Origin of the sequence: Rahnella sp. PD4, from assembly GCF_049199325.1 — a bacterium.
Taxonomy (GTDB): domain Bacteria; phylum Pseudomonadota; class Gammaproteobacteria; order Enterobacterales; family Enterobacteriaceae; genus Rahnella; species Rahnella perminowiae.
On the sequence record NZ_JBLZQF010000001.1, the window covers coordinates 612,604 to 637,246 of the forward strand.

The following is a 24,643-nucleotide window of genomic DNA, read 5'->3' on the forward strand; positions in this document are numbered from 1 at the left end:
TCCTTGAGCAATAAAATAAAGATAAGGGCGCATCATAGCGCCCTTCGTTTTTATGTCAAAATTGCCCGTTCACAATCCGTGAAGGTCAGTCAGCGACGATTACGTACCAGCTGATAACGGCGGGTGAGATATTCCACCGGCGCGCTCCAGATATGCACCAGACGGCAGAACGGGAACAACAGGAACAGCGTCATCCCCAGCACCAGATGCACGCGGAAGATAAATGCCACGCCATCGAGATGTGCTGCCGCACCGCCACGGAACGTCACCACTGACTGCGCCCAGCCGACCAGTTTCATCATTTCGCTGCCGTCCATATGCTGCGCGGAGAACGGAATGGTGCTCAGCCCCAGGGCACATTGCACTACCAGCAGAATGATGATCATGATGTCACCAAAACTGGAGGTCGCCCGCACGCGCGCGTTGCTCAGACGCCGCCACACCAGCATGCCGCCGCCAATCAAAGTCATCACGCCACAGGCACCGCCCGCCCACATCGCCATCTGCTGTTTCACCGGCACCGGCAGGAAAGATTCATACATCCAGTGCGGCGTCAGCATCCCGAAGGCATGGCCTGCAAAAATGCCGAGAATGCCGACATGGAACAATGGCGAAGCAATACGCAGCGTTTTTTTCTCCAGCAACTGACTGGAACCGGCGCGCCAGCTGTACTGACCATAGTCATAACGTAGCCAGCTACCGGCCAGGAATACTGTGCCGCACAGGTACGGATAGATATTGAAGAAGAAGTTGTTGAGGAAGTCGGTCATTTGCGTGGTTCCCCCGCAGGCGTGTCATCAAGGTTCAGATACTGTGGTGCGACCGCACCGGCGAAGCGTTTCTGGTGCGCAGCTTCATCGCCCGACGCACAGCTTTGCTCGCCGAGGAACGTGATTTGTTCCTCTTCCCACACCGCGTCCAGCGCGGCAGGCGTGTCATCACGGGCTTCCTGTTTGATCCCCTCGCGCACCGTGGCAGTCGCGATATCGCTGCCGGACAGTGCCAGCAGCAGATCAAACAGTTCCGCGTAATGACTGTTCCGCTCCTGCATCCGGGCGCTGAGTAATGCCAGGATCGGCGCGATGTCACGCAGCCCTTCCCGCGCCTGATGTTCATCACGGGTGGTCAGGTATTCCAGATACAGCGGCAGGTAATCCGGCAGCTCGCGGCTGTCGATTTCCAGCCCGGCTTCGCGGTATTGCGCCATCAGATCGACCATCGCCTGACCACGGTCACGGGATTCGCCGTGCACATGTTCAAACAACAGCAACGAGGTGGCGCGACCCCGATCGAACAAACCGGTGTACGCCGATTGCGCATCCAGCAAATCCTGTTTGCAGAACGCCGTGATGTACAGCGCCAGATCGTGGCGCTGTTCCTCAGTCAGTTCCGCAGATTCTGTCACCGCTTCGAGCAGCTCCGTCTGGTGTTCCCACAGCTCATCAGACGGGTAATCGAGCAATAAACCAATGAGTCGTAAGCTGTTCATCAGTTGTTCCTTTCTGTTTTCGCGCCGATGTCGATGGCATCGATGCGTTTACTGTTGAACAGGTTAAATTTGCTGTCGCTGCCGTGGCAGCCGTCGCCGAAGCTGAAACCACAGCCTTTGGCTTCCGGGAAGGCTTCACGCGCCTGTTCACGATGGCTGGAAGGGACCACGAAACGATCTTCGTAGTTGGCAATCGCCAGATAGCGGTACATTTCTTCGGCCTGCGCCGCAGACAATCCGACCTGTTCCAGCGCACTGGTGTCCGTTACGCCATCCACCGTTTCAGCACGTTTGAAATGACGCATCGCCAGCATGCGCTTCAGCGCACGCAGCACCGGCGCGGTGTCGCCCGCAGTCAGCAGGTTCGCCAGGTATTCCACCGGAATACGCAGGCTTTCGACATCCGGCAGCACGCCGCTGTGCGGTAATGCACCGGCATCAGCAGCAGACTGGATCGGCGACAGTGGCGGCACGTACCAGACCATCGGCAGCGTGCGGTATTCAGGGTGCAGCGGCAACGCCAGCTTCCATTCCATCGCCATTTTATAGACCGGCGACTGACGTGCGGCATCCATCACAGACAGCGGAATGCCGTCTTTTTCGGCCTGTGCAATCACCTCAGGATCGTTCGGATCGAGGAAAATGCTCATCTGGCTTTCGTACAGGTCTTTCTCGTTTTCCACCGATGCGGCTTCACCGATACGGTCAGCGTCATACAACACTACGCCGAGATAACGGATACGACCGACACAGGTTTCGGAACACACCGTTGGCTGACCGGCTTCGATACGCGGATAACAGAAAATACATTTTTCTGACTTGCCGCTTTTCCAGTTGAAGTAGATTTTTTTGTACGGGCAGCCGGTCAGGCACATGCGCCAGCCACGGCATTTGTCCTGGTCGATCAGCACGATGCCGTCTTCGCCACGCTTGTAGATCGCACCGCTCGGACAGGTCGCCACACACGCCGGATTCAGGCAGTGTTCACACAAACGCGGCAGGTACGCCATAAAGGTATTTTCGAACTCGCCGTACATTTCTTTCTGCATATTGGCGAAGTTCTGGTCGGCAGAACGTTTGCTGAACTCGGTCCCCAGATCGTCTTCCCAGTTCGGGCCGCCGGTAATTTTCTTCATGCGTTTGCCGGTTAACAACGAACGCGGACGGGCCACCGGCTGATGTTTGCCGTCTTTCGCGGTGTGCAGATGCTGATAATCAAAATCAAACGGCTCGTAATAATCATCGATTTCCGGCATATGCGGGTTGGCGAAGATTTTATGCAGCAGGTTGGCTTTATTACCCATGCGCGGCTGCAGTTTGCCATTGATTTTGCGGATCCAGCCGCCCTTCCATTTCTGCTGGTTTTCCCAGTCGTGCGGATAACCGAGCCCCGGTTTGGTTTCCACGTTGTTAAACCACGCGTATTCCATCCCTTCGCGGCTGGTCCAGACGTTTTTACAGGTCACGGAACAGGTGTGGCAGCCAATGCATTTGTCGAGATTCAGCACCATGCCGACTTGTGAACGAATTTTCATTGGGCTTTCTCCTGTACTTTTTCAGGGAGTACGGCGTCCTGCACGTCGTCATTACCTTCGTCATCCAGCCAGTCGATGCGGTTCATTTTGCGCACAATCACGAATTCATCGCGGTTGGAGCCGACCGTGCCGTAATAGTTGAAACCGTACGCCAGTTGCGCGTAACCGCCGATCATATGCGTCGGTTTCGGGCAAACGCGGGTAACGGAGTTATGAATACCGCCACGCTGCCGGCTGATTTCTGAACCCGGAATATTCACGATGCGCTCCTGTGCGTGATACATCATGGTCATGCCTGCCGGTACGCGCTGGCTGACCACCGCACGGGCGCTCAGCGAGCCGTTGGCGTTGAAGGCCTCGATCCAGTCGTTATCTTCAATGCCTAACTGTTTCGCATCGTCTTCACTCAGCCAGACAATCGGGCCACCGCGACCTAAAGTCAGCATCAGCAGATTGTCGCTGTAAGTGGAGTGAATGCCCCATTTCTGGTGCGGCGTCAGGAAATTCAGCGCCATTTCCGGGTTGCCGTTCGGTTTCGCGTTCAGCAACGGCTGCGCCGCGCGGGTGTCGATTGGCGGACGGTAAACCAGCAGGCTTTCACCGAAGGCGCGCATCCACGCATGATCCTGATAAATCTGCTGGCGGCCGGACAACGTGCGCCACGGAATAAGCTCGTGCACGTTGGTGTAACAGGCGTTGTAAGAAACATGTTCATCTTCCAGACCGGACCAGGTCGGGCTGGAGATAATTTTGCGCGGTTGCGCCTGAATATCGCGGAAGCGGATTTTCTCGTCTTCTTTATTCAGCGCCAGATGTGTGTGGTCGCGGCCGGTATTCTGGCTCAGCGCTGCCCAGGCTTTGACCGCCACCTGACCGTTGGTTTCCGGTGCCAGCGTCAGGATGACTTCCGCTGCATCAATCGCAGTGTTAATCACCGGCTGGCCTTTCGCCACGCCATCCGGTTTGGTGTAGTTCAGTTTTTTCAGCAAACCGACTTCGCTGTCAGTATTCCAGCTGATGCCTTTGCCGCCGTTACCGAGTTTTTCCAGCAACGGGCCGACCGAGGTAAAGCGCTCATAGGTGTTCGGATAATCACGTTCAACGACCATCAGATGCGGTGCAGTGCGCCCGGGGATCAGATCACATTCCCCTTTTTTCCAGTCTTCCACGCCAAACGGCTGTGCCAGTTCAGCGGCGGAATCGTGCTGAACCGGCAACGTCACCATGTCGGTTTCCACCCCAAGATGGCCGACGCACACCCGGGAAAACTCTTTGGCAATACCTTTATAGATTTCCCAGTCGCTTTTGGAATCCCAGGCCGGGTCAACAGCAGCAGACAGCGGATGAATAAACGGATGCATATCCGAGGTATTCATGTCGTCTTTTTCATACCAGGTGGCGGTCGGCAGCACGATGTCAGAATAGAGACACGTGCTGGACATGCGGAAATCCAGTGTCACCACCAGATCCAGTTTGCCTTCGCCGCCCTGCGCCTGCCATTCGACTTCTTCCGGCATGACGCCGCCCTGAAGGCCGAGATCCTCTCCCTGAATACCGTGTTCGGTGCCCAGCAGATATTTCAGCATGTACTCGTGGCCTTTACCGGAAGACCCCAGCAGGTTAGAGCGCCAGACGAACAGGTTACGCGGGAAGTTCTGCGGATTATCCGGTTGTTCGGCAGCAAAACGCACGCTGCCGTCTTTCAGGGCTGCCACGGTGAAATCGGCCGGTGATAAACCTGCGGCTTTCGCCTGCCCGGCAATGTGCAGCGGGTTAACGTTGAGCTGCGGCGCAGACGGCAGCCAGCCCATACGCTCGGCGCGCACGTTGAAGTCAATCATACTGCCGGTAAATTTGGATTTATCCGCCAGCGGAGATAACAGCTCCTGTGGCGTGACGGTTTCGTAACGCCACTGACTTGAATGGTTGTAGAAGAATGAGGTGCTGTTCATCTGGCGCGGCGGACGCTGCCAGTCAAGGCCAAACGCCAGCGGTTGCCAGCCGGTTTGCGGACGCAGTTTTTCCTGCCCGACGTAGTGGGCCCAGCCGCCCCCGCTCTGCCCCACGCAACCGCAGAAGATCAGCATGTTGATCAGACCGCGGTAGTTCATATCAAGGTGATACCAGTGGTTCATCCCGGCACCGACGATGATCATCGAACGGCCATGGGTTTTGTTGGCGTTATCGGCAAATTCATGGGCGATACGCACGATGTTTTGCTGTGAAACCCCGGTGATTTTCTCGGCCCAGGCTGGCGTATAGGCTTTGATTTCATCATAGCCTTGTGCGCAGTTTTCATCGTTCAGGCCGCGTTCGATACCGTAGTTCGCCAGCGTCAGGTCGTAAACACTTGCCACCAGGCCGGTACTGCCATCCGCCAGTTGCAGGCGTTTGACCGGCAGTTTGTGCATCAGAATTTCATCCAGTGCCACACTGTTGAAATGTTCACTGACCGCGCCACCGAAGTACGGATAGCCCACATTCACAACGTCATCATGATCGCCGAGCAGGCTCAGCTTCAGGCTGACATCTTTGCCGTCTTTCCCTTCACGGGATTCCAGATTCCACTGGCCTTTTTCGCCCCAGCGGTAACCGATCGAACCTAACGGTGATACCAGTTCTCCGGTGCGTTCATCGAGGGCGATGGTTTTCCATTGCGGGTTATTTTCCTGACCAAGATTGCCCACCAGATCAGAGGCACGCAGCATACGGCCTGCGGCATATGATCCGTCTTCGCGCGGTTCCAGCATCACCAGCATCGGCATATCGGTATAGCGGCGCACGTAGTCGGTGAAGTACTGACTTGGATTATCGATGTGGAAGGATTTGAGGATCACATGGCCCATGGCCAGCGCCAGTGCGCTGTCGGTGCCTTGTTTCGGCGCCAGCCACTGGTCACAAATCTTGGCGATTTCCGCATAGTCTGGCGTGATAGCCACCGTTTTAGTGCCTTTATAGCGCACTTCGGTGAAGAAGTGCGCGTCCGGCGTACGGGTCTGCGGAACGTTGGAACCCCAGGCAATAATATACGAAGCGTTGTACCAGTCAGCCGATTCCGGCACGTCAGTCTGCTCGCCCCAGGTTTGCGGAGACGCCGGGGGCAAATCGCAATACCAGTCGTAGAAGCTCAGGCAAACACCGCCGATCAGCGACAGATAACGTGCGCCGGAAGCGTAAGACACCATCGACATCGCCGGAATTGGCGAGAAACCGATAATGCGGTCCGGGCCGAAAGTTTTGGCGGTATACACGTTGGACGCGGCAATCAGTTCATTCACTTCCTGCCAGCTTGAACGGACAAATCCCCCACGACCGCGTGCCGCTTTATATTCTTTGGCTTTTTCCGGCTGACTGACAATCGAGCCCCAGGCATCGACCGGATCGCTGTAATTCAGTCTGGCTTCACGCCATAACTGGATTAGTTTCTTGCGCATCAGCGGATATTTCAGACGGTTTGCACTGTAGAGATACCAGGAATAGCTGGCACCGCGCGGGCAACCACGCGGCTCGTGGTTCGGCAGGTCCGGACGGGTGCGCGGGTAGTCGGTCTGCTGGGTTTCCCAGGTCACCAGACCGTTTTTGACGTAAATCTTCCAGCTGCATGAACCGGTGCAGTTCACACCGTGCGTGGAACGGACCACTTTGTCATGCTGCCAGCGGCTGCGGTAACCGTCTTCCCAGTCGCGATTGGTATTCAGCGTCTGGCCGTGGCCGTCAGCAAAGGGTTCAGCTAGCTGTTTGAAATAGCGAAACCGGTCAAGAAACTTGCTCATCCGGGACTCTCCTGTGCAAAGGCTTCATTGCGCTTTGTCATTATGTGAATGGCGGGGAATACAACTTCATTGCTCGTTATGCCCTCAGGGTATGCAGCCCACACGCGCGCCCAATTGATTGCGATCAACGCCTTCGCATCATGCATTCATTTATATAACGACAAATACCCCCAAAGAGGTATGAAGTTAAGTTGCTATAATTTATTGATTTACTGGAATTAATTACACAAAGACAACAAAAAGGAGGGCATTAAGTCATCCGCAGGAAAATTGGAGGTAAGGCCGTTTGAATGTGACAGTATTGTGAAATCACGCGGGAGGTTATTGTATTTACGCCGATGTCTGGCGTAATAGAACAACCTGTTTTCACCACCAGAAACCTTTAATGCAGACAGAAAAACCCGCCGTACTCAATTTCAACGATGAAGTTACCGGGATGATATACGGTTTCGTTTTTCGTCCGGACCGCCCAGCCGAACGCGTTTCCTCACAACAGGTTCAGGAAGCCTGGCAGCAGATTTGCCACGACAGAGGATTCGTCTGGATCCACGTCAATCTCAATCACGCTATGTCAGAAAAATGGCTGAAAAAGCATTTTGGCATCGGCGAGGTATTTTTCGAGGAAATCCGCGAAGGATCGCGCAGTACGCGCATTGAACGGCTTGATGACACGCTGCTGGCGGTGCTCAACGATGTGATTTTCCGTCCGGATGAAACCAGTGATGAAGCCTCGACGCTGTGGCTCAGTTGCCATCAGCAGCTGGTGATCACGGCGCGCCACAAACCGGTGAGGCTGATCGAACAGTTATTCAAACGACTGGAACATCTGGCCATCACCACGCCAACCGCGCTGCTGGTGCATCTTTTAGAGGAACAGGAAGATTTACTGGAACAGATTGTACGGCGAGCTAATCAGTACGTGGATACCATCGAAGAGCGGTTGCTGAGCCATCATGTGAAAAAGAACCGCGCCGATTTGGGGCGTCTGCGCCGTATGCTGCTGCGGTTTCAGCGTTTACTCGCACCGGAACCGACCGCCCTGTTTCGCCTGCTGAACCGTCCTCCCGCCTGGATAGCCCCTGCCGTGGTCCAGGATTTACGGCAGTTTGCCGAGGAATTTTCGGTGGTACTGAATGACCTTATCGCCCTGACCGAACGCATCAGGTTATTGCAGGAAGAAATCACCTCACGGCAGATGGAGCAAAGTAACCGCACGCTGTATGTGCTGACGGTAATCACCGTGCTGGCGCTGCCGATCAATATTGTCGCAGGTTTCTTTGGCATGAACGTCGGTGGCATTCCGCTCGCCAGCAATCACCACGGTTTTATTTTACTGGTGGTGATTGTCGGCGTGTTTACCCTGCTGGCGGGCTGGTATGCGTTAAGGCATCGCGACGACGGCTGATGACGGCTCTCCGCACAACAACTACAGGAAATCTTTGGCTTTATTCAGCAACGCAGCTTTAGTGATCACACCCAGCAAACGGCGTGATTGCGCATTTTCCAGCACCGGTAAACGTTCAAGTGGCGAATGACTGAACATCGCCCACGCCTGCTCGTAACTGGCCTGCTGAAAAATCGTCGTGAATTCCTGTTCGATAAACGGATCAATCGGGCTGTCAGCTTTCACGCTGCCATCAATAAGCCCTGCCGCCACCACATTGGTCGGCACCACGCCCAGAAAACGTTCTTCCCTGTCTACCATGTATACATACCGTGTGCGTTGTTTTAACCCTTCGCTGACCACCTCTGACAGCGAAGCGTCGACGTACATTTTCGAACAAGGTGAAATCAGTGATGCCACAGTACTGTATTCAAACGCATTTTTCGCCGCAAACCGGGCATTATGCCGTGTCAGCACCGGGTACGTGCCGCCGACTTTCAGGCGAGACGCCACAACATAAGAAATCGCCGTCGCCAGCATCAGCGGGAACAGCAGCGAACTGTTGAGGGTCATTTCGAACGCCATCATGATCGACATCAGCGGTGCATGACTGGTGGCCGCCAGCAATGCGCTCATGCCGATCGCAGCATATAACCCGACCGGACCGGGATCGAATCCCAGCCATTGCAGGAAGGTACACACCAGCGCGCCGCCCGCCGCGCCAATCAGTAACGACGGCGTGAACAACCCGCCGACCGCACCGGAACCGATGGTGATCGCCGTGGCGACAATTTTCAGGATCAGCAGCACCCATAAAGAGGTCTGTAAATCCCCGTTGTTAAGGATTAAATCAATGACCTCAAAACCGTTACCGAGCACCAGCGGCGAAATCATCGCCACCAGGCCAACACCCAGCCCGCCAAGACCCAGACGCAGCGCCGGATGCGAAATGGGTTTCATCCACTGCCGCACTTTTTCGATTGATGAGATGAATAACGGCCCGAGAATCCCCGTCGCCATGCCAATAATCAGCACGGTGAAAATCGCCCCTAAGGAGGGGCTGAATGAGGCGGAAGCATACAGATACAGCGGCGCATAACCGGTCAGCGACCGGACAGTAAGCACCGCGACCGACGCCGAGATAAACAGCGGGATCAGGCGCTGTACGGCGGTCACACCAAAAGCGATTTCCGCCACAAACAACGCGCCGGCAAACGGAGCGTGATACACCGCTGCCAGCCCGCCCGCGGCAGCCATGGCGATAACATCTGACTGATGTACGCCTTTAAAACGTGAAAACCGCCCGAGCAGGCTGCCGCTTAACGCGGATAACTGGACCATTGCCCCTTCGCGACCAATTGAACCGCCGCTGGCAATACTGGCAAGCGACGACAGCCCGCGCAGCACGGTACTGACCACCGGAATGCCCGGCAGACGCTGATCGATGACATCCAGATAATCCGGCATTTTGCCGTGCCTGCTTTCGTGACGCAGCGCCCACAGCAGGATGAAACCCGCAATCACGCCCCCTCCTGTGGTGATCAGCGGCCAGAGAAATTGAGGATATTCATTGAAAGCTTTGGTGATATCGCTGCCATCACTGAACATCAGGCCGTTGATACCCGAAATCGCCCCGCGAAAAGCGATTGTCACCAGCGCGGCAATAATCCCGGCAGGAATGGCGATCAGCAGGTTAATCAGATCACCTTTTTGCAGGGCATCAGGGTTGAAAGCTTTCAGGCTCATAAGATCTCAGTGGTCGGAAAAGTGGCTGGCAGAATACCGAAGGAAATCATTATCATGCTCATAAGCCCGGCGCAACCCGCGGCGTGGCTTAAAATCGAAAATTGTTGCTCCCGCGCGTTCCACCGCAGGCAGAAAAATTTTGCGCGCCTTGCCGCATTCATGCCGTACCCCTCTGCCGGGTGACGCACATTCTGTGGAAAACGTCCCGCAAAATCCTCAACAACCGCTTTCGCTAAACGCATCAGGCATTAAAGTCACGTCCGTTCCCGGGAGAACAATCCCTATACAACGGCAAAAGACTCTGTTAATTTATGCACCGAAGCACAGTGCAAGAAGGCTTCGGTACCCCACCTTAAAAATCAGGATGGGTTCATCTCATGAACGATATGCTCAGGATAAGCAGTTTCCGCGATCAATGGCTGGAAGACTTTTTTCACTTCGCCACTCCCCATCGCAAAATACCCTGGACGCTGGCAACCGCTCTGGAAAGGAAGCTGGATATGATCAATGCCGCAATGGATTATCGGGATTTACTCTGGCCTCCGGGCAATCGCTACGAAGATCTGGCAGCTCCGTTAAAAGGATTTTCATCGATCAGGGTGAATGAACAGTACCGTCTGATTTTTTACTGGCGGGAAGGCAAAGCACATGGCCTGTATTGAGATCCCCACGGTTACAGGCGTTACCGGTAATTATGAGCATATTCGTTTCGATGTTAATGAAGACATACCAAAAGGAACGTCGTATGGCTGTGACCACACGTAAACCCGCTACCGTTGGTGATATTTTACTTTACGAATTTCTTGAGCCCACTGGCCTGCGGATCAACGATCTTGCCGACATGCTGAATGTTCACCGCAATACCATCAGCGCACTGGTGAATAACAACCGCAAGCTGACCGTTGATATCGCCTTCCGGCTGGCAAAGACATTTGAGACTTCTGTCGAATTCTGGTTAAACCTGCAAACCCATGTCGATATCTGGGAAGTGCGCAATAACCCGCGCCTGATGGATGACATCAACAAGGTCGTTCATCTGAAAGATTTTCTGAAAAAATCATAAAAATTCCCCGGCAGACAAGCCTCGATGGTGCGCTCAAAATACTGCTGAACGGAGAATCCCCGGGACCTTTGCCCGGGGACTGTGAGAAGGGATTATAAGGCGCACGGTCAGCTCAACACGTAACCCTTCGACATATGCACTGCCCGATCACACATATGATCAATCACATCGGCATCGTGACTGACCAGAATCATGGTCAGATCACTGCTGGCTTTCAGGTCATTGAGCAGATTAAGAATTTCTGCCTGTACGGACATATCAAGGGCTGATGTCGGTTCATCGAGCAGCAGCAGTTTCGGTTTAAGCAACAGCGCCCGGACAATCGCCACGCGCTGACGCTGACCGCCGGAAAGCTGGTGCGGATAACGGTTCATCAGCGCCGGATCCAGCCCGACCTGGCGAAAACCTTCGGCAATTTTCTGTTCGATATCCTGTTCTTTAAGGATTTTCAGCGGCTCGGCCAGCGTTCGCAGCAGCTTGTGTTTGGGGTGCAGCGAAGCATACGGATCCTGAAAAACCATCTGTACATCGCGGCGCAGGCTACCGGTGAAAGGCTTGCCGGGTTTCACTTGATGGTCAAGCAGCGTCAGGCTGCCGCCCCAGTGTCCGTTCAGACCAGCCAGCACCCACAGCAATGATGATTTGCCGCAACCGGACGGCCCGACCAGTCCGAAGCATTCGCCTTTACGGATGGTCAGATTGACGTTATGCACCACCGTGCGGGTTTCGTAACCCTGACGATGCGACACGCTAAGCTGACGCAATTCAGCAATAATTTCACTCATGGCGCGGATCCTGTTTTAAAGAAGCCAGCAGCGCGCGATCCAGCACCGGCAGGCGTTCACCGTGCGTAAATTTGCTCGGACGGCATGACCAGAGCGTATGCGTATAAGGATGGGTGGCGTTCGCCAACTGATCGGCTGCCAGTTCATCAAGCAGCTCGCCTTTGTACATCACCAGCACCCGTTCGCAATAATGGGCGACCTGTTGCAGGTCGTGACTGATCAGGATCAGTCCCATGTTTCGCTGTTCAACTAATCGCTCAATCAGCCCCAGAACCTGTTCGCGCATCTCGAAATCCAGCGCGGAAGTGGGTTCGTCGGCTATCAGCCACTGGGGATCATTGATCAGTGCAATCGCCAGCATCACGCGCTGCCCCATCCCGCCGGAAAGCTGATGCGGATACTGCTGTTGCAAGAAAGCCGGATTCGGCAGACCGACAGCATTCAGCATCTCGGTGACTTTTTCCTGACGCTCCTTGCGGCCAAGGCGTGTATGCAGGCGCAGCGGTTCTTCTACCTGCTTGCCGATTTTTTGTGTCGGATTGAGCGCATGTTTCGGATCCTGCATCACCATCGACACGCGGTTTCCGCGAAGCGTGCTCCACTCACGTTCTCTGAGCGTGGTCAGATCGTTGTCACCCAGCGTCAGCTGTGATGCACGCAATTTGCACGGATGCGGCAGTAACCCCATCAGCGCGCGGGCGGTCAGGGATTTTCCGGAGCCGGACTCGCCGACCAGCGCCACGCGTTCCTGCCCGACGCTGAATGACAGGGATTTCACCAGTTCCAGCGGACGTTCGCCCGGCAAATAAATGGTCAAATCCTTCGCGACCAGCTGATCGCCGGATGACTTGTCCTTATGTAAAAAGTCAGTTGCCATGTCGTGGATCCATTTTGTCGCGCAGGCCGTCGCCCAGCAGGTTGAAAGCCAGGCTGGCAAATAAAATCGCCCCGCCCGGTGCTGCGGCAACCCACCATTGATCGAAAATCACCTTGCTGCCTTCAGCAACCATTGACCCCCATTCAGCGGTCGGAGGCTGAATACCCATACCGAGGAAGCCCAGACCGGCAGAAGCCAGAATGATGCCGCCGAGGCTGAGGGCCGCACGTACTACGGCGCTCGGCAGGCACAGCGGCAGAATGTGGCCGAACATCAGACGCAACCCGCCGATGCCCTGCATCCGCGCCGCTGCCAGATAATCGCTGCGGCGAAGTGCCAGCGTCTCCGCCCTTGCCTGTCGCGCAAAGGGCGGCCAGCTGGTGAAAGCCAGTGCCAGAGCCCCGTTCATCAGGCCGGGGCCGAGAATTGCTACCAGCGCCAGTGCCATCACCAGACTTGGCAAGGACATCACGATATCGGTCAGTCGCATCACAATGCGCTCATACCAGCCGCCAATGTATCCCGCGCTGATGCCGATCAGCAGCCCCACCGGAATGGTCAGTACCAGAATCAGTGACACCAGCAGCAGGGTCGGACGTGCACCATAGACCACACGGGAGAGTAAATCGCGGCCAAACCCGTCGGTGCCCAGCCAGTGGGTTTCCGAAGGCGGCAGCAGGCGTAATTCGATGTGCTGAATATTCGGGTCAAACGGTGCCAGCCACGGCGCGAGCAGCGCGGTAAGCACCAGAATAGCAACCAGCACCAGTCCGACAGAAAACGTGGTGATGCGCCGGGTCGGTTTCCAGACGGAGGTATCGGCTTCAGCCTCAACCTGCGTCGGTTGTTCAGGAATCATTTGAGTCATAGCAACTACCGGGTTCGCGGATCGAGCAGATAAGTAAGGGCGTCAGCCAGCGCATTGAGCAGAACGAAGCAGGTGCCGATCAGCAGCGTAGCGCCAAGAATTGCCGGGGTATCCGCAGCAAACAACGCGGTGGTCAGATAACGCCCGACACCTGGCCAGGCGAATACCGTTTCGGTCAGTACCGCACCTTCGAGCAGGCTGGCGTAGGACAGCGTCAGCACCGTGATCAGTGTACCAAGCACGTTCGGGAAGACGTGGCAAAGCAGAACACGCATCCTGCCGGCCCCTTTTGACCGGGCCAGAATCACATACTCTTTGTTCATTTCGCCCAGCATCGACGCACGCAACAGGCGCGTAATACCCGCCATCGACAACATCGCCAGCACCGTCACCGGCAACCATAAATGGCGGATAGCGTTGTAAAACATTTCACGGTCGCCGGACAGCCAGGTATCAATCAGGACAAAACCGGTGCGTGGCGTCATGGTGTACATATACAGGTCGTCAAGCCGCCCCGGCCCGCCCGCCCAGTGCAGTACCGCGTAAAATAGCAAAAGGCCGAGCAGGCTAAGCCAGAAAATCGGCACGGAATACCCGAGCAACGACACCAGCCTTGCCGCATTATCCAGCCAGCTTCCCGGTTTCCATACCGCCAGCAACGCCAGCAAAATCCCGAAGGTGCCGCCGAGCAGGATGGCACAAGTCGCCAGCTCAACCGTTGCCGGGAATGTACGCATCAGATCGCTGGCCACCGGCTGCGCGGTAATACGGGAAATTCCCATATCGCCGTGCGCCAGGTGATCGAGATAACGGACAAATTGTACCGGTACGGACTGATCGAGACCTAAATCGCGACGCACCTGCGCATAGGTGGCTTCGCTGGCGTGATCGCCGGCCACCTGTAACGTCGGATCAATCGGGGCGAGATGGGAAAGCGTGAAAGTAAACGCCAGCAGTCCGAGCAGCGTCAGTGCCAGCGAAATCACGCCGGTCAGCAAACGGCCTGACCAGCGCCAACCCTGCCGGACGAATCCGGCGGGTGTTGAACTGTCTGCCATTACTTCGTGACCTTGCTGTAAAAGACCATGTCAGGGTTGATGCCCTGCACGTAACCTTTAATGTTGTCGCGTACGGCAATCAGGCTTTTGGCTTGCAGACCAATCACAAACGGCGAGTTTTTCTGGACTTCCAGCTGCAACTGACGGTAATCCGCCACGCGTTTGGCCTGATCCGGTTCCGCAATCGCAGCCAGCGTCAGTTTATTGAGTGCAGGAATGGACCAGTTAGCGCGCCATGCCAGTGTTTTGCTGCTCCCCTCTTCCGGGTTGAAAGCAAACGCTGAAGCGTTGGTGTTCGGGTCAAAGTAATCCGGTCCCCATGACGACATATACGCGTCGTAATTGTGTGATTTCACTTTGGTAGAAATCTGCGAGCTCAAACCCGGATCCAGTTTCACCGTTACGCCGCCCTGCGCAAAGCTGGCCTGCAGCGCCTGTGCGATATCCAGATACGGCGGCTGATTGGCGGTAGAGAGTGTGAAACTGACGTTATTCAGCCCGGCTTTCGCCAGAATCGCTTTGGCTTTTGCCGGGTCATAGGTGTATGGCGTGTCGTTCAGCGCGCCCAGATAGCCTTCCGGCAGGAAGGCCTGATGCACCTGGAACTGATCTTTCATCAGATCATGAGCAATGTGGTTGTAATCGAACAGGTAGCGGGCCGCTTCCCAGAATGCAGGATTACCCAGCGCCGGGGAGGCTTTGACATTGAACTGCATGAAGTACAGTGAGGCATACGGGATCGCCAGAGGCTTAACACCCTTTTTACCGGCGAGTGCAGCCATCTGGTCAGAACCGAGATTACGCGCCATATCGGCATCCCCCTGCTCGATCAGCAAGCGGCGCGCAGCAGGATCCGGTACGTTTTTGATCAGAATGGTTTTCAGCTTCGGCGCGCCTTCCGGTGAGGTCGGGTTCGCAGATAAAATCACGACTTCATGCGGTATGTAGTTACGGATCTGGTAAGGGCCGGAACCGGCAGAATGATTGCTCAGCCACTGGTGACCAAGGTCGTCAGCGGTGGCGTTAGCTTTCACCAGTTTACTGTCCACGATAGAAGATACCGGCGCAGACAGCAGGCTCAGCACGAATGACGGGCTGACATCGGCAGTCCAGCTGACTTTCACATGCTGGTCATCAATCTTAGTCAGGAAGGTATCGACGTTTTTATCGGTCCAGCCCAGTTGCGTCAGGATAAATGAAGGCTCCAGATTCAGCTTCACCACGCGTGACAACGAGAATATGACGTCATCGGCAGTCAGCGGATTGCCACTGGCAAAGGTGACTTTCGGTGACAGCGTGAAGGTCAGGCTGCGGTTATCTTTGCCTGCTTCCCAGGAGGCCGCCAGCGTCGGTTTTAAATCGATCGGATTGTTCGGGTCAGACTGGACCAGGCGCTGATAAATATTATTAAAAGCCTGAACCGTGGTCAGTTCAAATCCCTGCGCCGGGTCAAAACTGGAGGTGTCATCAATGGATTGTGCGATAACCAGCGTATCCGGCGGCGTAGCAGCCTGCACGGAGAAAGTAGCCGCAATAGCCGTAAACAGAACGGACGGTAATAAAGCTTTCATCAAGACAGACTCTCCAAGGTAGCGAAATTGCTAAGATTTTGTTGAGTGTAAAGTTTCTTCTATCTGGCAGAAAGTCTGATAAAGACTATCGTTATGCGAATTTTGCATAACGTTATCTGATTGGTTATTAATGAGGCAAGACGGGGCTTTGCGGCGGATTGTTACTGTACAAAGCCCGTGGTGGAGATATTTTATGAACAGCGAAAAGGCAGGCGCTTAAAACGGGAGAGATTAATGAAATGGCTGCACGGCAACCCCGCACAGCCGGCAATACCAGACCCGACGTTAACTCAGTCCCGGGACATCCAGCCCCGGAGAAACAGACAACAGCATCCGCACCTGTTTGACCAGCTCGCTCATACAATCGTCACGCATGCCGTAGTTGTTCAGCTCTTTTTCCAGTGCAAACAGGTATTGCGCATTGGTGCCGAGCGGGCCGCTGGCCTGCGCAATCAGTGGGGCGATAACCTGATAATCGGTATCGGCTTCATATTGCGGGTGCGAGGGATCCATAATAAACACCAGCGCGGTCACCTTGCGGCCATCGTCGAGATCCAGTTCGCACCAGGTCGGACGGTAACAGCCGGTGAGCATTTCACGTTTCCACAGCAGTTCGAGTTCATCGAGAAGGGTGTCTTCAGGCAGACGGAACGCCAGGCCAGTGGTTTTGCCGCCATCCCGCAGCGCCAGCATACGGCCGGGTTGCGCAAGGGTGCCACGCCCGGCGGTCAGACGCAGACAGAAGGCACGATGATAACCGTGCAAGGTGGCAGGCCGCGCCTCTTCTGAGTCAAAAACCGGGTTCCACATCAGTGAACCGTAACCAAAAATCCAGACCGGGCTGTTGTCGGGGCGACGCGCCAGCGTGCAGCACAAAGAGGCAGCGCGCTGTTCAGGGGTCAGTAGCATCGATTCATCAATGCTGCCAAATGCTGTTTTGCAATCTGCGTTACGCAGGAAATCTCGAGTTAACATTCATTCCCCCAGGTACGACTTACTTTTGAACATGACATGCTGTTAACGCTGTGTTCTCCGCTGTGGTGGGTTTCATCTGTTGATGTTATCGGACAGTTTTTGCCTGAGCTTCAGGCTGCGGGGCAATTTTATTAAGAAGTTTCGTATACCCCCACAGGATGAAACCTTATTCGTTTCTTTCGTTGCAATCAAGGTTGAGAGTGATCACAAAAGGAAAATAAAGTGATTATTTTATGAACATTGTATGAATGTTGATATTTCGGGCGGGAATAAAACAAAAACGGAGGGGCGGGCAGGTCTTCAGGCAGGTGAGGGAACGCCCTCACCTGCCATAAACATCAGGATTTCTTAGGGTGCCACTTATCATCGTCTCCTTTTTTATATCCATGTTTCACTGCAGCCCAGGCAACTTTGTGCGCCGTTTCCTCCCGGGAGTCATCGCCCTGCCGGTCTTTGGGTTTTTTATATTCATCCCATGCGCTGTTAAACGCTTCCTTATAGATATCCTGTGCGTGGGCAGGCAGCACGTTGCGCACGGATTCAGGCAACGCTGCTCGGTTTTGATAAGGCATAGTCGTCTCCTTTTTCATGGCGTGCATGGCACTGATAATTTTTGTGTGCGGTGTGTACGCACAATGTTAAGTCTAGCTGCTACCCTCAAAGGACTCCGCCAGATTATTCTCGTTATCGTGCTGCTGGCGGCACCTCGGCGCCAGTAATTTATAGGGGTACTCCAAGTATTTACATAAATTGACGCATAAACGCTATATTTTCGTTATATCATATTAATTGGTTGTTTTAAAAAGACTTAATATTTTAACAATCACAATTAATTTAATTTTTATCATCATTTAATCCACATCCCGGCCTGATAAATGAAGGCTATTGCATGCTTTATGTCTTAAGCCTGATTTTATCCTGTTAATAGGTTAATTTATCTACTATACTTAATGGGTTATACCTTAATGCTGCCAGGCATTTTGCTGACAACTGACAGACAGGCGGTTGTTATTACGTGAGCGTTTATAAGGAGAATAATCATCATGGTGTCTTCACAGGAACATCCAAAAATCAAAACCCGCCATCAGGAATACTCCCTGGTTTTTCCCATCGCTGCACTTCTCGTTCTCGTCCTCTGGGGCAACAGCAGTAACTTCGCCTCGGTTGTCGGCATTAATCTCATCGCGCTGGTCGGTATCCTCGCCAGTGCGTTCAGCGTCGTACGCCATGCCGATGTTCTGGCGCACCGTCTTGGCGAACCGTACGGGTCGCTGATCCTCAGCCTTTCCGTCGTGATCCTCGAAGTCAGCCTGATTTCGGCCCTGATGGCGACCGGCGATGCCGCCCCCGCGCTGATGCGTGACACGTTATTCTCGATCATTATGATTGTTACCGCCGGTCTGGTGGGCGTGGCCCTGTTATTAGGCGGGCGTAAGTTTGCGACACAGTATGTCAATCTCGGCGGTATCAAACAGTACCTGATGGCGATATTCCCGCTGGCGGTGATTGTGCTGGTGCTGCCTGCCGCCTTGCCGGCGGGCAATTTCTCGACGCCACAGGCGTTGTTTGTGGCAGTGATTTCAGCCGCCATGTACGGCGTATTTCTGCTTATTCAGACCAAAACTCATCAGAGCCTGTTTATCTACGAGCATGAAGATGAAGGTGAAGAAGAGGGTCATGGCAAGCCATCGTCAAAAAGCAATCTGACACACACGCTGTGGTTGATCGTCCATCTGGTGCTGGTTATTGCGGTGACTAAGTTCAATGCTAATCCGCTGGAAAGCCTGCTGACAGAACTGAATGCCCCTGCGCAGTTCACGGGTTTCCTGGTCGCGTTACTGATCCTCTCTCCGGAAGGTCTGGGCGCACTGAAAGCCGTGCTGAAAAATCAGGTGCAGCGCGCCATGAATTTGTTCTTCGGCTCCGTGCTGGCGACAATTTCACTGACCGTTCCGGCAGTGACCGTCATTGCCACGCTGACAGGCCAGGATTTGATTTTCAGTCTTGACCCGGCAAACATTGTGGTGATGCTGGCAGTGCTGATTCTGTGCCAGATTTCCTTCTCCACCGGCCGTACCAATGTATTAAACGGTACCGCGCATCTTGCGTTGTTTTGTGCCTATATGATGCTGATAATGCTTTAACCCCCTCTCCTGCGAAGGCGGAGGCACAAAAAGAAAGGCCGCTCAGATAAGCGGCCTTTTTCATGGGAACGATGGGAGAATTAAGAGTAAGCGTGCAAGGTGCGTTTACACAGCTCCGAACGCACACAGTCCTCTTTACCAAACTGAATGATGCCGATCATCTCGTCTTCTTCGAAGCGGGACATTGCATCGCTGAGCCCCGATACTACGCCACGTGGTAAATCGCACTGGGTAATATCACCGTTAACAATCACCGTCACATTTTCGCCGAGACGGGTCAGGAACATTTTCATCTGGCTGGCTGTGACATTCTGCGCTTCGTCCAGAATAACCACCGCGTTTTCGAAAGTACGCCCGCGCATATAAGCGAATGGCGCAATTTCCACCTTGCCTATTTCCGGTCGCAAACAATATTGCAGGAATGATGAACCCAGACGACGTAGCAGAATGTCGTAGACCGGACGGAAATAGGGTGCAAACTTCTCAGAAATATCACCGGGCAGGAAACCGAGATCCTCATCGGCTTGCAATACCGGACGTGTCACAATAATTCTGTCGATTTCTTTGTGAATTAATGCCTCTGCCGCTTTCGCAGCGCTGATAAATGTTTTGCCGCAACCGGCTTCACCGGTGGCAAAAATTAACTGCTTATTCTCTATGGCTGATAAGTAATGACCTTGAGCTTCAGTACGCGCTTCGATGACGGACGTATCACGGGAGTCGCGAGCCATGCCGATCGATTCCAAACCGCCCATCTGTACCAATGACGTCACAGACTCTTCCTCGCGCTGGCGGTGACTGCGTGAATCATTACGAATAACACGTTTTGCTTCACGACGAGCTTTGATCACTGCTTTCTGTCTTCCCATAGTGGCACCTTACAGTTTGATTCACTTAACGCTAAGGCATAATGCCCGCACGGTTATGTTTCACTAACAAATGAGGTTTTGGTCTCCTTTTAGACCAAGTGGAGCCAATGAATAACGTGAAGAGGAAAAGAACCTGAAGGGATTAACGGAAACTCTTTGGGTTGTTTTCTGTTCACGAGGAGGCATTGTCAATAATGACAAACCGCTGACCCATACAATAAAACGTCCAGAATAAAAGCCAGTGATATTCACATCATTTTCACCAACAAATAGGCGGTCAGTTAAACAACAGGGTTGGGGTTGGGTGGATGATATCTTTTGTAAAAAGCGGTAGGAAAAAACTGAAAGTAAATCCTGAAATAATAGAGAGTCGGAAGCCTTGCCCCCGTTTGCATTTAAGCAACAACGGGTGAATGAGAAAAGTGGATTATTTTCGATCAACAGCCCAAACATGGACTTTACCATTCGCGCTCCCCGCAGTGTTATTAACGGCACCTGCCGTACACCTCGTGAAAACTACCGCTTATAAATGTCAGTATAATGACAACTGAAACATTTGCGTTACCAAAATGTAAAAAAGTTTGCGGATGGCGTCAATAGGATCATGCGGATCTTTTTCAGATCCTCTTTAATCGTGCTGAATTTCTCTCAGCTCAGCAGATTATTTTTCTTTTCATTGATGAAGTAACTGTTAATCCCTTCGGCCAGCGCATGGGCCATTTTCTCCTGAAACACCGGCTCACCCAGTAATTTTTCTTCCTGTTTATTGGTGATGAAGGATGTCTCCACCAGCACGGAAGGAATACGCGGAGATTTCAGTACCGCAAAACCTGCCTGTTCCGGATGCGGGCTGTGCATGTGATGGACTTTACTGATATTTGCTGCCAGATGTCTGCCAAAATCCAGGCTGCGGTGAATGGTTTCGTGCTGGTCGAGATCAAACAGTGTTTCTTTAAGATATTGATCGTCCGTTTTAAAATCGTCGTCGTACAACACATCGACGCTGTTTTCGCTTTGCGATAAATAGCGCGCCATCGCACTGCCTGCGCCGTGTTCAGACAGTGCGAAAACCGATGCTCCGGAGACCAGATCGTTGGTGAAACCGTCGGCATGTATCGAGATAAACAGATCCGCCGCATGCTGATGCGCCAGGCTGACGCGGTGATAAAGCGGAATAAATACATCATCCTGCCGGGTCAGCACGGCGTGAATACCGTGCTGCTGGCTGAGCAAAGTTTGCAGGCGTTTGGCGATATGCAGCACGACATGTTTTTCATAAGTGCCTTCATTACCGATTGCCCCCGGATCCTTGCCGCCATGACCCGGATCGATCATGACCAGCAGCGGTTTCTCCGCCTGCGGCGAAGGGGACACGACCGGCCCAATTGCGGCAGCATGGCTTTCTGCCGATATCGTCACCGTCAGGACACCATTTTCCGTGTTACGCGTAATCTTCGGTTTACCGTTCACCTGCAACACGATGCGCGCCACCTCAGGGCTGAAATGAGCAATGCGCCCTTCTGTGACCCAGGAAAACTTCTGCCGCACCACGGTCAGTGCATGCTCAAGTTCCGGCGGAAATGATGTCAACGGCATATCAATCACGACCCGCTCCGGCGCACTGAGCATAAACACGCGACAGCGTTTATCTGCCGCAGGGAGTGCCAGGTGAATCTGACTGGCATCTGAAGTCATGGTGATCCGCACCGCTTTTTGGGCGGCGTACAAACGCGGCGCGGTCAGCGAAAGTCCGATGCCAAAAATCAGTAATTTTCTGCGGGTATGGTTGATGGTCATAACAGTCTCAGAACAGGCAACGTAATAAATCAGTTTTGCGATTTATCATCATGACATTACTGAGATTTTTTTGGATGAGGCGGAGTATTAACAGGCGATGAAATGCGTAACCAGGCGTAAAAATGATGTCTGGTTTGGGTTCCTCTGGGATCGGCTCCCTCCCCGGCGAAGGGAAGGAGTTAAATTACGCTTCGATTAACGATTGTCCGAGATAGTGACTTTCGTCTTTATTGCCCGGTAACGTGAAGAAGAAGCCACCGCCGTTAGGGCGGATATATTCTTCCAGCGCTTCACCGTTCAGACGTTTCTGCACGGTCAGGAAACCTTTTTCCAGGTCATGCTGATAACAGACAAAAACCAGTCCCATTTCCAGTTGCCCGGAATTAGTCACACCCAGGGAATAGCTGTAACCACGGCGCAACATCAGGCTGTCTCCGGTGGCTTTAGTGCGCGGATTCGCCAGACGGATATGCGCATCGAGGCGGATCGTCTTGCCATCAGGGTCTTTTTCGTAATCCGGCACGTCGTGCTCTTTTTCCATCCCCAGCGGTGCGCCGGTGGCTTTGTCGCGCCCGAAAATAGACTGCTGCTCCTGCAGCGGCGTGCGGTCCCAGGATTCCACCTTGAACGGGATCAGACGTGTCACCTGATAACTGCCGCCCACCGTCCAGGCCGGTTCGCCCTGCCCGCCGGTCACCCAGATAACTTTATCCATCAAAGGTTTATCTTTGGCATCCGGGTTCGCCGTACCATCCTTAAAGCCCAGAAGATTGATCGGCGTTTCTTTGCCCTGACTGCGCGCCGCATGGGACGAAATAAAGCCGTCACGACGCCAGCGTACGCTGAGTAAATCAGGCGTATATTTGATGATGTCCCGCAGCGCATGCACCACGGTATCGCTGTTGTTGGCGCAAATTTGCAAGGACAGGTCACCGTGGCAGAGTTTGGCATCCAGTGAATCATTCGGGAAACGTGTCATGCGTTGTAATTTCAAAGGCTTATGTGGTGCCAGCCCGAAGCGCTCATCAAACAGAGAATCCCCGACAGAAAGCGTCATGGTCAGATTGTCCGGGTAGATTTCTGCGCCCATCACCCCTGAATCCATGGGCGGAAATTTCGGATCCATTGAAGGCGCAGTGCCGCCTTTGGTCAGGAAGGCAAAACGTGAATCGAGGAGACGGAAAAGACGCTCCAGATCAGCTTTGTTAGTGGCCAGCACGTCAAAGGAAACCAGCATCATCGATGCCTGTTGCGGCGTTAAAATACCCGCCTGATGCTCGCCATAATAGGGTTGCTTACCCCAGCGCTCGTCAGGGGAAACAGTCCCTGGTGTATATTCGTTCTTTGCTCCGGGTGTTTTCTCAGCCTGCGCTGTGGCTGCGCCGCCCAGGGCAAATGCCCCGCCTAACAATCCCACGCCCTTGAGTAAACTGCGGCGGGAAGAAGAAACTTCGTTCTGATTATCGTTTTTGTTGCTCATTGCTATGCCTCAGGAATTTAAAAGCGCCTCCTCCTGCGCAGGGGGAGGCGCTAAAGATATCAATCTAAACCAAGTACACCGCGCAGTTTGGACAAGTCTTCTGCCAGCGTGGTGATAGGACCTTTCATTGCGTTACGGTCCGCATCAGACAGTTTTTCGTAATTCTCGTAACCGTCTTTGGTTTTATATTTGTCCAGCAGCGCATCAACGGTTTTGAAGTTGGCGTCGATTTTATCCAGCAACGGTTTGTCGGCTTTGACCAGCAACGGACGCAGCAGATTGACAATTTTCTGTGCGCCATCAAGGTTGGCCCGGAAATCCCACAGATCAGTGCGGCTGTAACGATCTTCTTCGCCGCTTATTTTGCTGGCGGCCACTTCTTCAATCAGGCCCGCTGCGCCGCCGACCACTTTACTTGGCGGGAAGGTCAGCTCTGCGATACGTTTTTGCAAATCAACGGTATCGGCATACAGCTTGTCGGCAAACGGTTCGGTGCCCTGGGTGGTTTTGTCCGCGAAAAGGATTTTCTCCAGACGGTGGAAACCGGTGAAGTTAGGATCTTCGGCTTTTTTCTCGAAATCATCTTCACGGGCATCGATGCTGCCGTCCAGATCAGAGAACAGTTCGGCAATCGGTTCGATGCGCTCGTAGTAAACACGGGTAGAAGCGTACAGGGATTGCGCTTTCGCCAGATCGCCCTTCTTCACCGCGTCCGTAAAGGCTTTGGTATGTGCCACCAGTTCAGCCACCTGCTGAGTCACATACACTTTGTATTCCGCAATCGGGCCGACCAGCGCCATGGCGTCAGGCTTGCCGGAAGCGGCCGTACCTTCAGCGGTAACCGTCAGTTTACCTTTCGGATTGCTCAGCAGGCCGCAGGTCATGTCGTATTCGCCCGGTTCAAGGTTAGCCGTCATTTTCTGCGTGAAACCCGGCGCCACGTTTTCACGTTCTTCCACCACCATCACGCCTTTGAGGATTTCCCATTCCAGGTTTTTCTGACTGTTGTTATGGATAACAAACTGAGTTTTACCGGCCGGCACGGTCAGCGTCATCGGTTCACATTGTTTGTCATTAACAGCAATTTTGACCTGACGAACATCAGCAGCCAGCGCGTTGGCGCTCAGCGCAAAGGCCGGCAGGGACAACAGGGCGATCTGTAAAGCTTTACGGCGAAAATGTGGCATGTGTAACTCCGTGGCAAGGGCAAAATGAGGAATGAAGTTGAT

General features: G+C 53.7%; 21 protein-coding genes. 4 read left to right on the forward strand and 17 right to left on the reverse strand.

All coding sequences use genetic code 11. The features are described 5' to 3' along the window. Positions 1-89 precede the first annotated feature (89 nt). Genes narI through ACOZIO_RS02655 form a run of 4 tightly spaced genes read right to left on the reverse strand, consistent with a single transcriptional unit; the run spans position 90 to position 6,797 of the window. Positions 90-770 (reverse strand): respiratory nitrate reductase subunit gamma, encoded by a 681-nt coding sequence (gene narI / locus ACOZIO_RS02640; protein WP_129951454.1) that lies wholly within the window; start codon positions 768-770, stop codon positions 90-92. Next, entirely contained in the window at positions 767-1,489 is a 723-nt protein-coding gene (gene narJ, locus ACOZIO_RS02645) for a nitrate reductase molybdenum cofactor assembly chaperone (protein WP_217137378.1), read from the reverse strand. The genes narI and narJ overlap by 4 nt, the downstream gene beginning before the upstream one ends. Next, the gene (narH, locus tag ACOZIO_RS02650; protein ID WP_129990622.1) at positions 1,489-3,024 is read right to left on the reverse strand and encodes a nitrate reductase subunit beta; all 1,536 of its coding nucleotides are present in this window, start codon (positions 3,022-3,024) and stop codon (positions 1,489-1,491) included. The genes narJ and narH overlap by 1 nt, the downstream gene beginning before the upstream one ends. Next, positions 3,021-6,797 (reverse strand): nitrate reductase subunit alpha, encoded by a 3,777-nt coding sequence (locus ACOZIO_RS02655; RefSeq protein WP_421594913.1) that lies wholly within the window; start codon positions 6,795-6,797, stop codon positions 3,021-3,023. Before ACOZIO_RS02655 ends, narH begins: the two co-directional genes overlap by 4 nt. A gap of 385 nt (positions 6,798-7,182) precedes the next feature. Here ACOZIO_RS02655 and ACOZIO_RS02660 point away from each other — a divergent pair, with 385 nt between their 5' ends. Then, positions 7,183-8,202, forward strand: a complete 1,020-nt coding sequence (locus tag ACOZIO_RS02660) for a transporter (protein WP_129951458.1) — start codon at positions 7,183-7,185, stop codon at positions 8,200-8,202. A gap of 21 nt (positions 8,203-8,223) precedes the next feature. Here the strand turns inward: ACOZIO_RS02660 and ACOZIO_RS02665 are convergent, their stop codons facing one another. Continuing rightward, the gene (locus tag ACOZIO_RS02665; RefSeq protein ID WP_217137380.1) at positions 8,224-9,927 is read right to left on the reverse strand and encodes a chloride channel protein; all 1,704 of its coding nucleotides are present in this window, start codon (positions 9,925-9,927) and stop codon (positions 8,224-8,226) included. Positions 9,928-10,304: 377 nt separating this feature from the next. Between ACOZIO_RS02665 and ACOZIO_RS02670 the strand changes: the two genes are divergently transcribed. Together ACOZIO_RS02670 and ACOZIO_RS02675 are read left to right on the forward strand one after the other, a co-directional pair. Beyond that, positions 10,305-10,589, forward strand: a complete 285-nt coding sequence (locus tag ACOZIO_RS02670) for a type II toxin-antitoxin system RelE/ParE family toxin (RefSeq protein ID WP_129951460.1) — start codon at positions 10,305-10,307, stop codon at positions 10,587-10,589. Between the two features lie 83 nt (positions 10,590-10,672). After that, entirely contained in the window at positions 10,673-10,990 is a 318-nt protein-coding gene (locus tag ACOZIO_RS02675; protein WP_129951461.1) for a HigA family addiction module antitoxin, read from the forward strand. A 107-nt stretch (positions 10,991-11,097) separates the two neighbouring features. Here ACOZIO_RS02675 and ACOZIO_RS02680 read toward each other — a convergent pair whose 3' ends face one another. From ACOZIO_RS02680 to chaB, 7 genes are all read right to left on the reverse strand, one after another. Next, positions 11,098-11,775, reverse strand: coding sequence for an ABC transporter ATP-binding protein (locus tag ACOZIO_RS02680; protein ID WP_421594914.1), 678 nt, complete (start codon positions 11,773-11,775; stop codon positions 11,098-11,100). Then, the gene (locus tag ACOZIO_RS02685; RefSeq protein WP_217137384.1) at positions 11,768-12,652 is read right to left on the reverse strand and encodes an ABC transporter ATP-binding protein; all 885 of its coding nucleotides are present in this window, start codon (positions 12,650-12,652) and stop codon (positions 11,768-11,770) included. Before ACOZIO_RS02685 ends, ACOZIO_RS02680 begins: the two co-directional genes overlap by 8 nt. After that, positions 12,642-13,520, reverse strand: a complete 879-nt coding sequence (locus tag ACOZIO_RS02690) for an ABC transporter permease (RefSeq protein WP_129951464.1) — start codon at positions 13,518-13,520, stop codon at positions 12,642-12,644. The genes ACOZIO_RS02685 and ACOZIO_RS02690 overlap by 11 nt, the downstream gene beginning before the upstream one ends. 5 nt (positions 13,521-13,525) lie before the next feature. Then, positions 13,526-14,578 (reverse strand): ABC transporter permease, encoded by a 1,053-nt coding sequence (locus ACOZIO_RS02695; protein WP_336369490.1) that lies wholly within the window; start codon positions 14,576-14,578, stop codon positions 13,526-13,528. Then, positions 14,578-16,149: an ABC transporter substrate-binding protein gene (locus ACOZIO_RS02700; RefSeq protein ID WP_129990360.1), complete on the reverse strand. Its 1,572-nt coding sequence runs from the start codon at positions 16,147-16,149 to the stop codon at positions 14,578-14,580. Before ACOZIO_RS02700 ends, ACOZIO_RS02695 begins: the two co-directional genes overlap by 1 nt. A 285-nt stretch (positions 16,150-16,434) precedes the next feature. Then, positions 16,435-17,124: a gamma-glutamylcyclotransferase gene (locus tag ACOZIO_RS02705; RefSeq protein WP_129951467.1), complete on the reverse strand. Its 690-nt coding sequence runs from the start codon at positions 17,122-17,124 to the stop codon at positions 16,435-16,437. A 338-nt stretch (positions 17,125-17,462) separates the two neighbouring features. Then, positions 17,463-17,696 (reverse strand): putative cation transport regulator ChaB, encoded by a 234-nt coding sequence (chaB, locus tag ACOZIO_RS02710; protein ID WP_129951468.1) that lies wholly within the window; start codon positions 17,694-17,696, stop codon positions 17,463-17,465. A gap of 471 nt (positions 17,697-18,167) precedes the next feature. Between chaB and chaA the strand changes: the two genes are divergently transcribed. Beyond that, entirely contained in the window at positions 18,168-19,268 is a 1,101-nt protein-coding gene (gene chaA, locus ACOZIO_RS02715; RefSeq protein ID WP_129951469.1) for a sodium-potassium/proton antiporter ChaA, read from the forward strand. Between the two features lie 80 nt (positions 19,269-19,348). Here chaA and phoH read toward each other — a convergent pair whose 3' ends face one another. The 5 genes from phoH to efeO all read right to left on the reverse strand — a co-directional run bounded on the left by phoH (position 19,349) and on the right by efeO (position 24,601). Next, entirely contained in the window at positions 19,349-20,137 is a 789-nt protein-coding gene (gene phoH / locus ACOZIO_RS02720; RefSeq protein WP_120131086.1) for a phosphate starvation-inducible protein PhoH, read from the reverse strand. A gap of 63 nt (positions 20,138-20,200) precedes the next feature. Beyond that, entirely contained in the window at positions 20,201-20,602 is a 402-nt protein-coding gene (locus tag ACOZIO_RS02725) for a hypothetical protein (protein ID WP_129990361.1), read from the reverse strand. 183 nt (positions 20,603-20,785) lie between these two features. Next, complete coding sequence (locus ACOZIO_RS02730) at positions 20,786-21,934, reverse strand: N-acetylmuramoyl-L-alanine amidase (protein ID WP_129951471.1); 1,149 nt, start codon at positions 21,932-21,934, stop codon at positions 20,786-20,788. 184 nt (positions 21,935-22,118) lie between these two features. Continuing rightward, a complete protein-coding gene (efeB, locus tag ACOZIO_RS02735) occupies positions 22,119-23,414 on the reverse strand; it encodes an iron uptake transporter deferrochelatase/peroxidase subunit (RefSeq protein WP_217157287.1) in 1,296 nt (431 codons plus the stop codon). A gap of 59 nt (positions 23,415-23,473) precedes the next feature. Continuing rightward, positions 23,474-24,601 (reverse strand): iron uptake system protein EfeO, encoded by a 1,128-nt coding sequence (efeO, locus tag ACOZIO_RS02740; RefSeq protein WP_129951473.1) that lies wholly within the window; start codon positions 24,599-24,601, stop codon positions 23,474-23,476. Between the last annotated feature and the right edge of the window lie 42 nt (positions 24,602-24,643).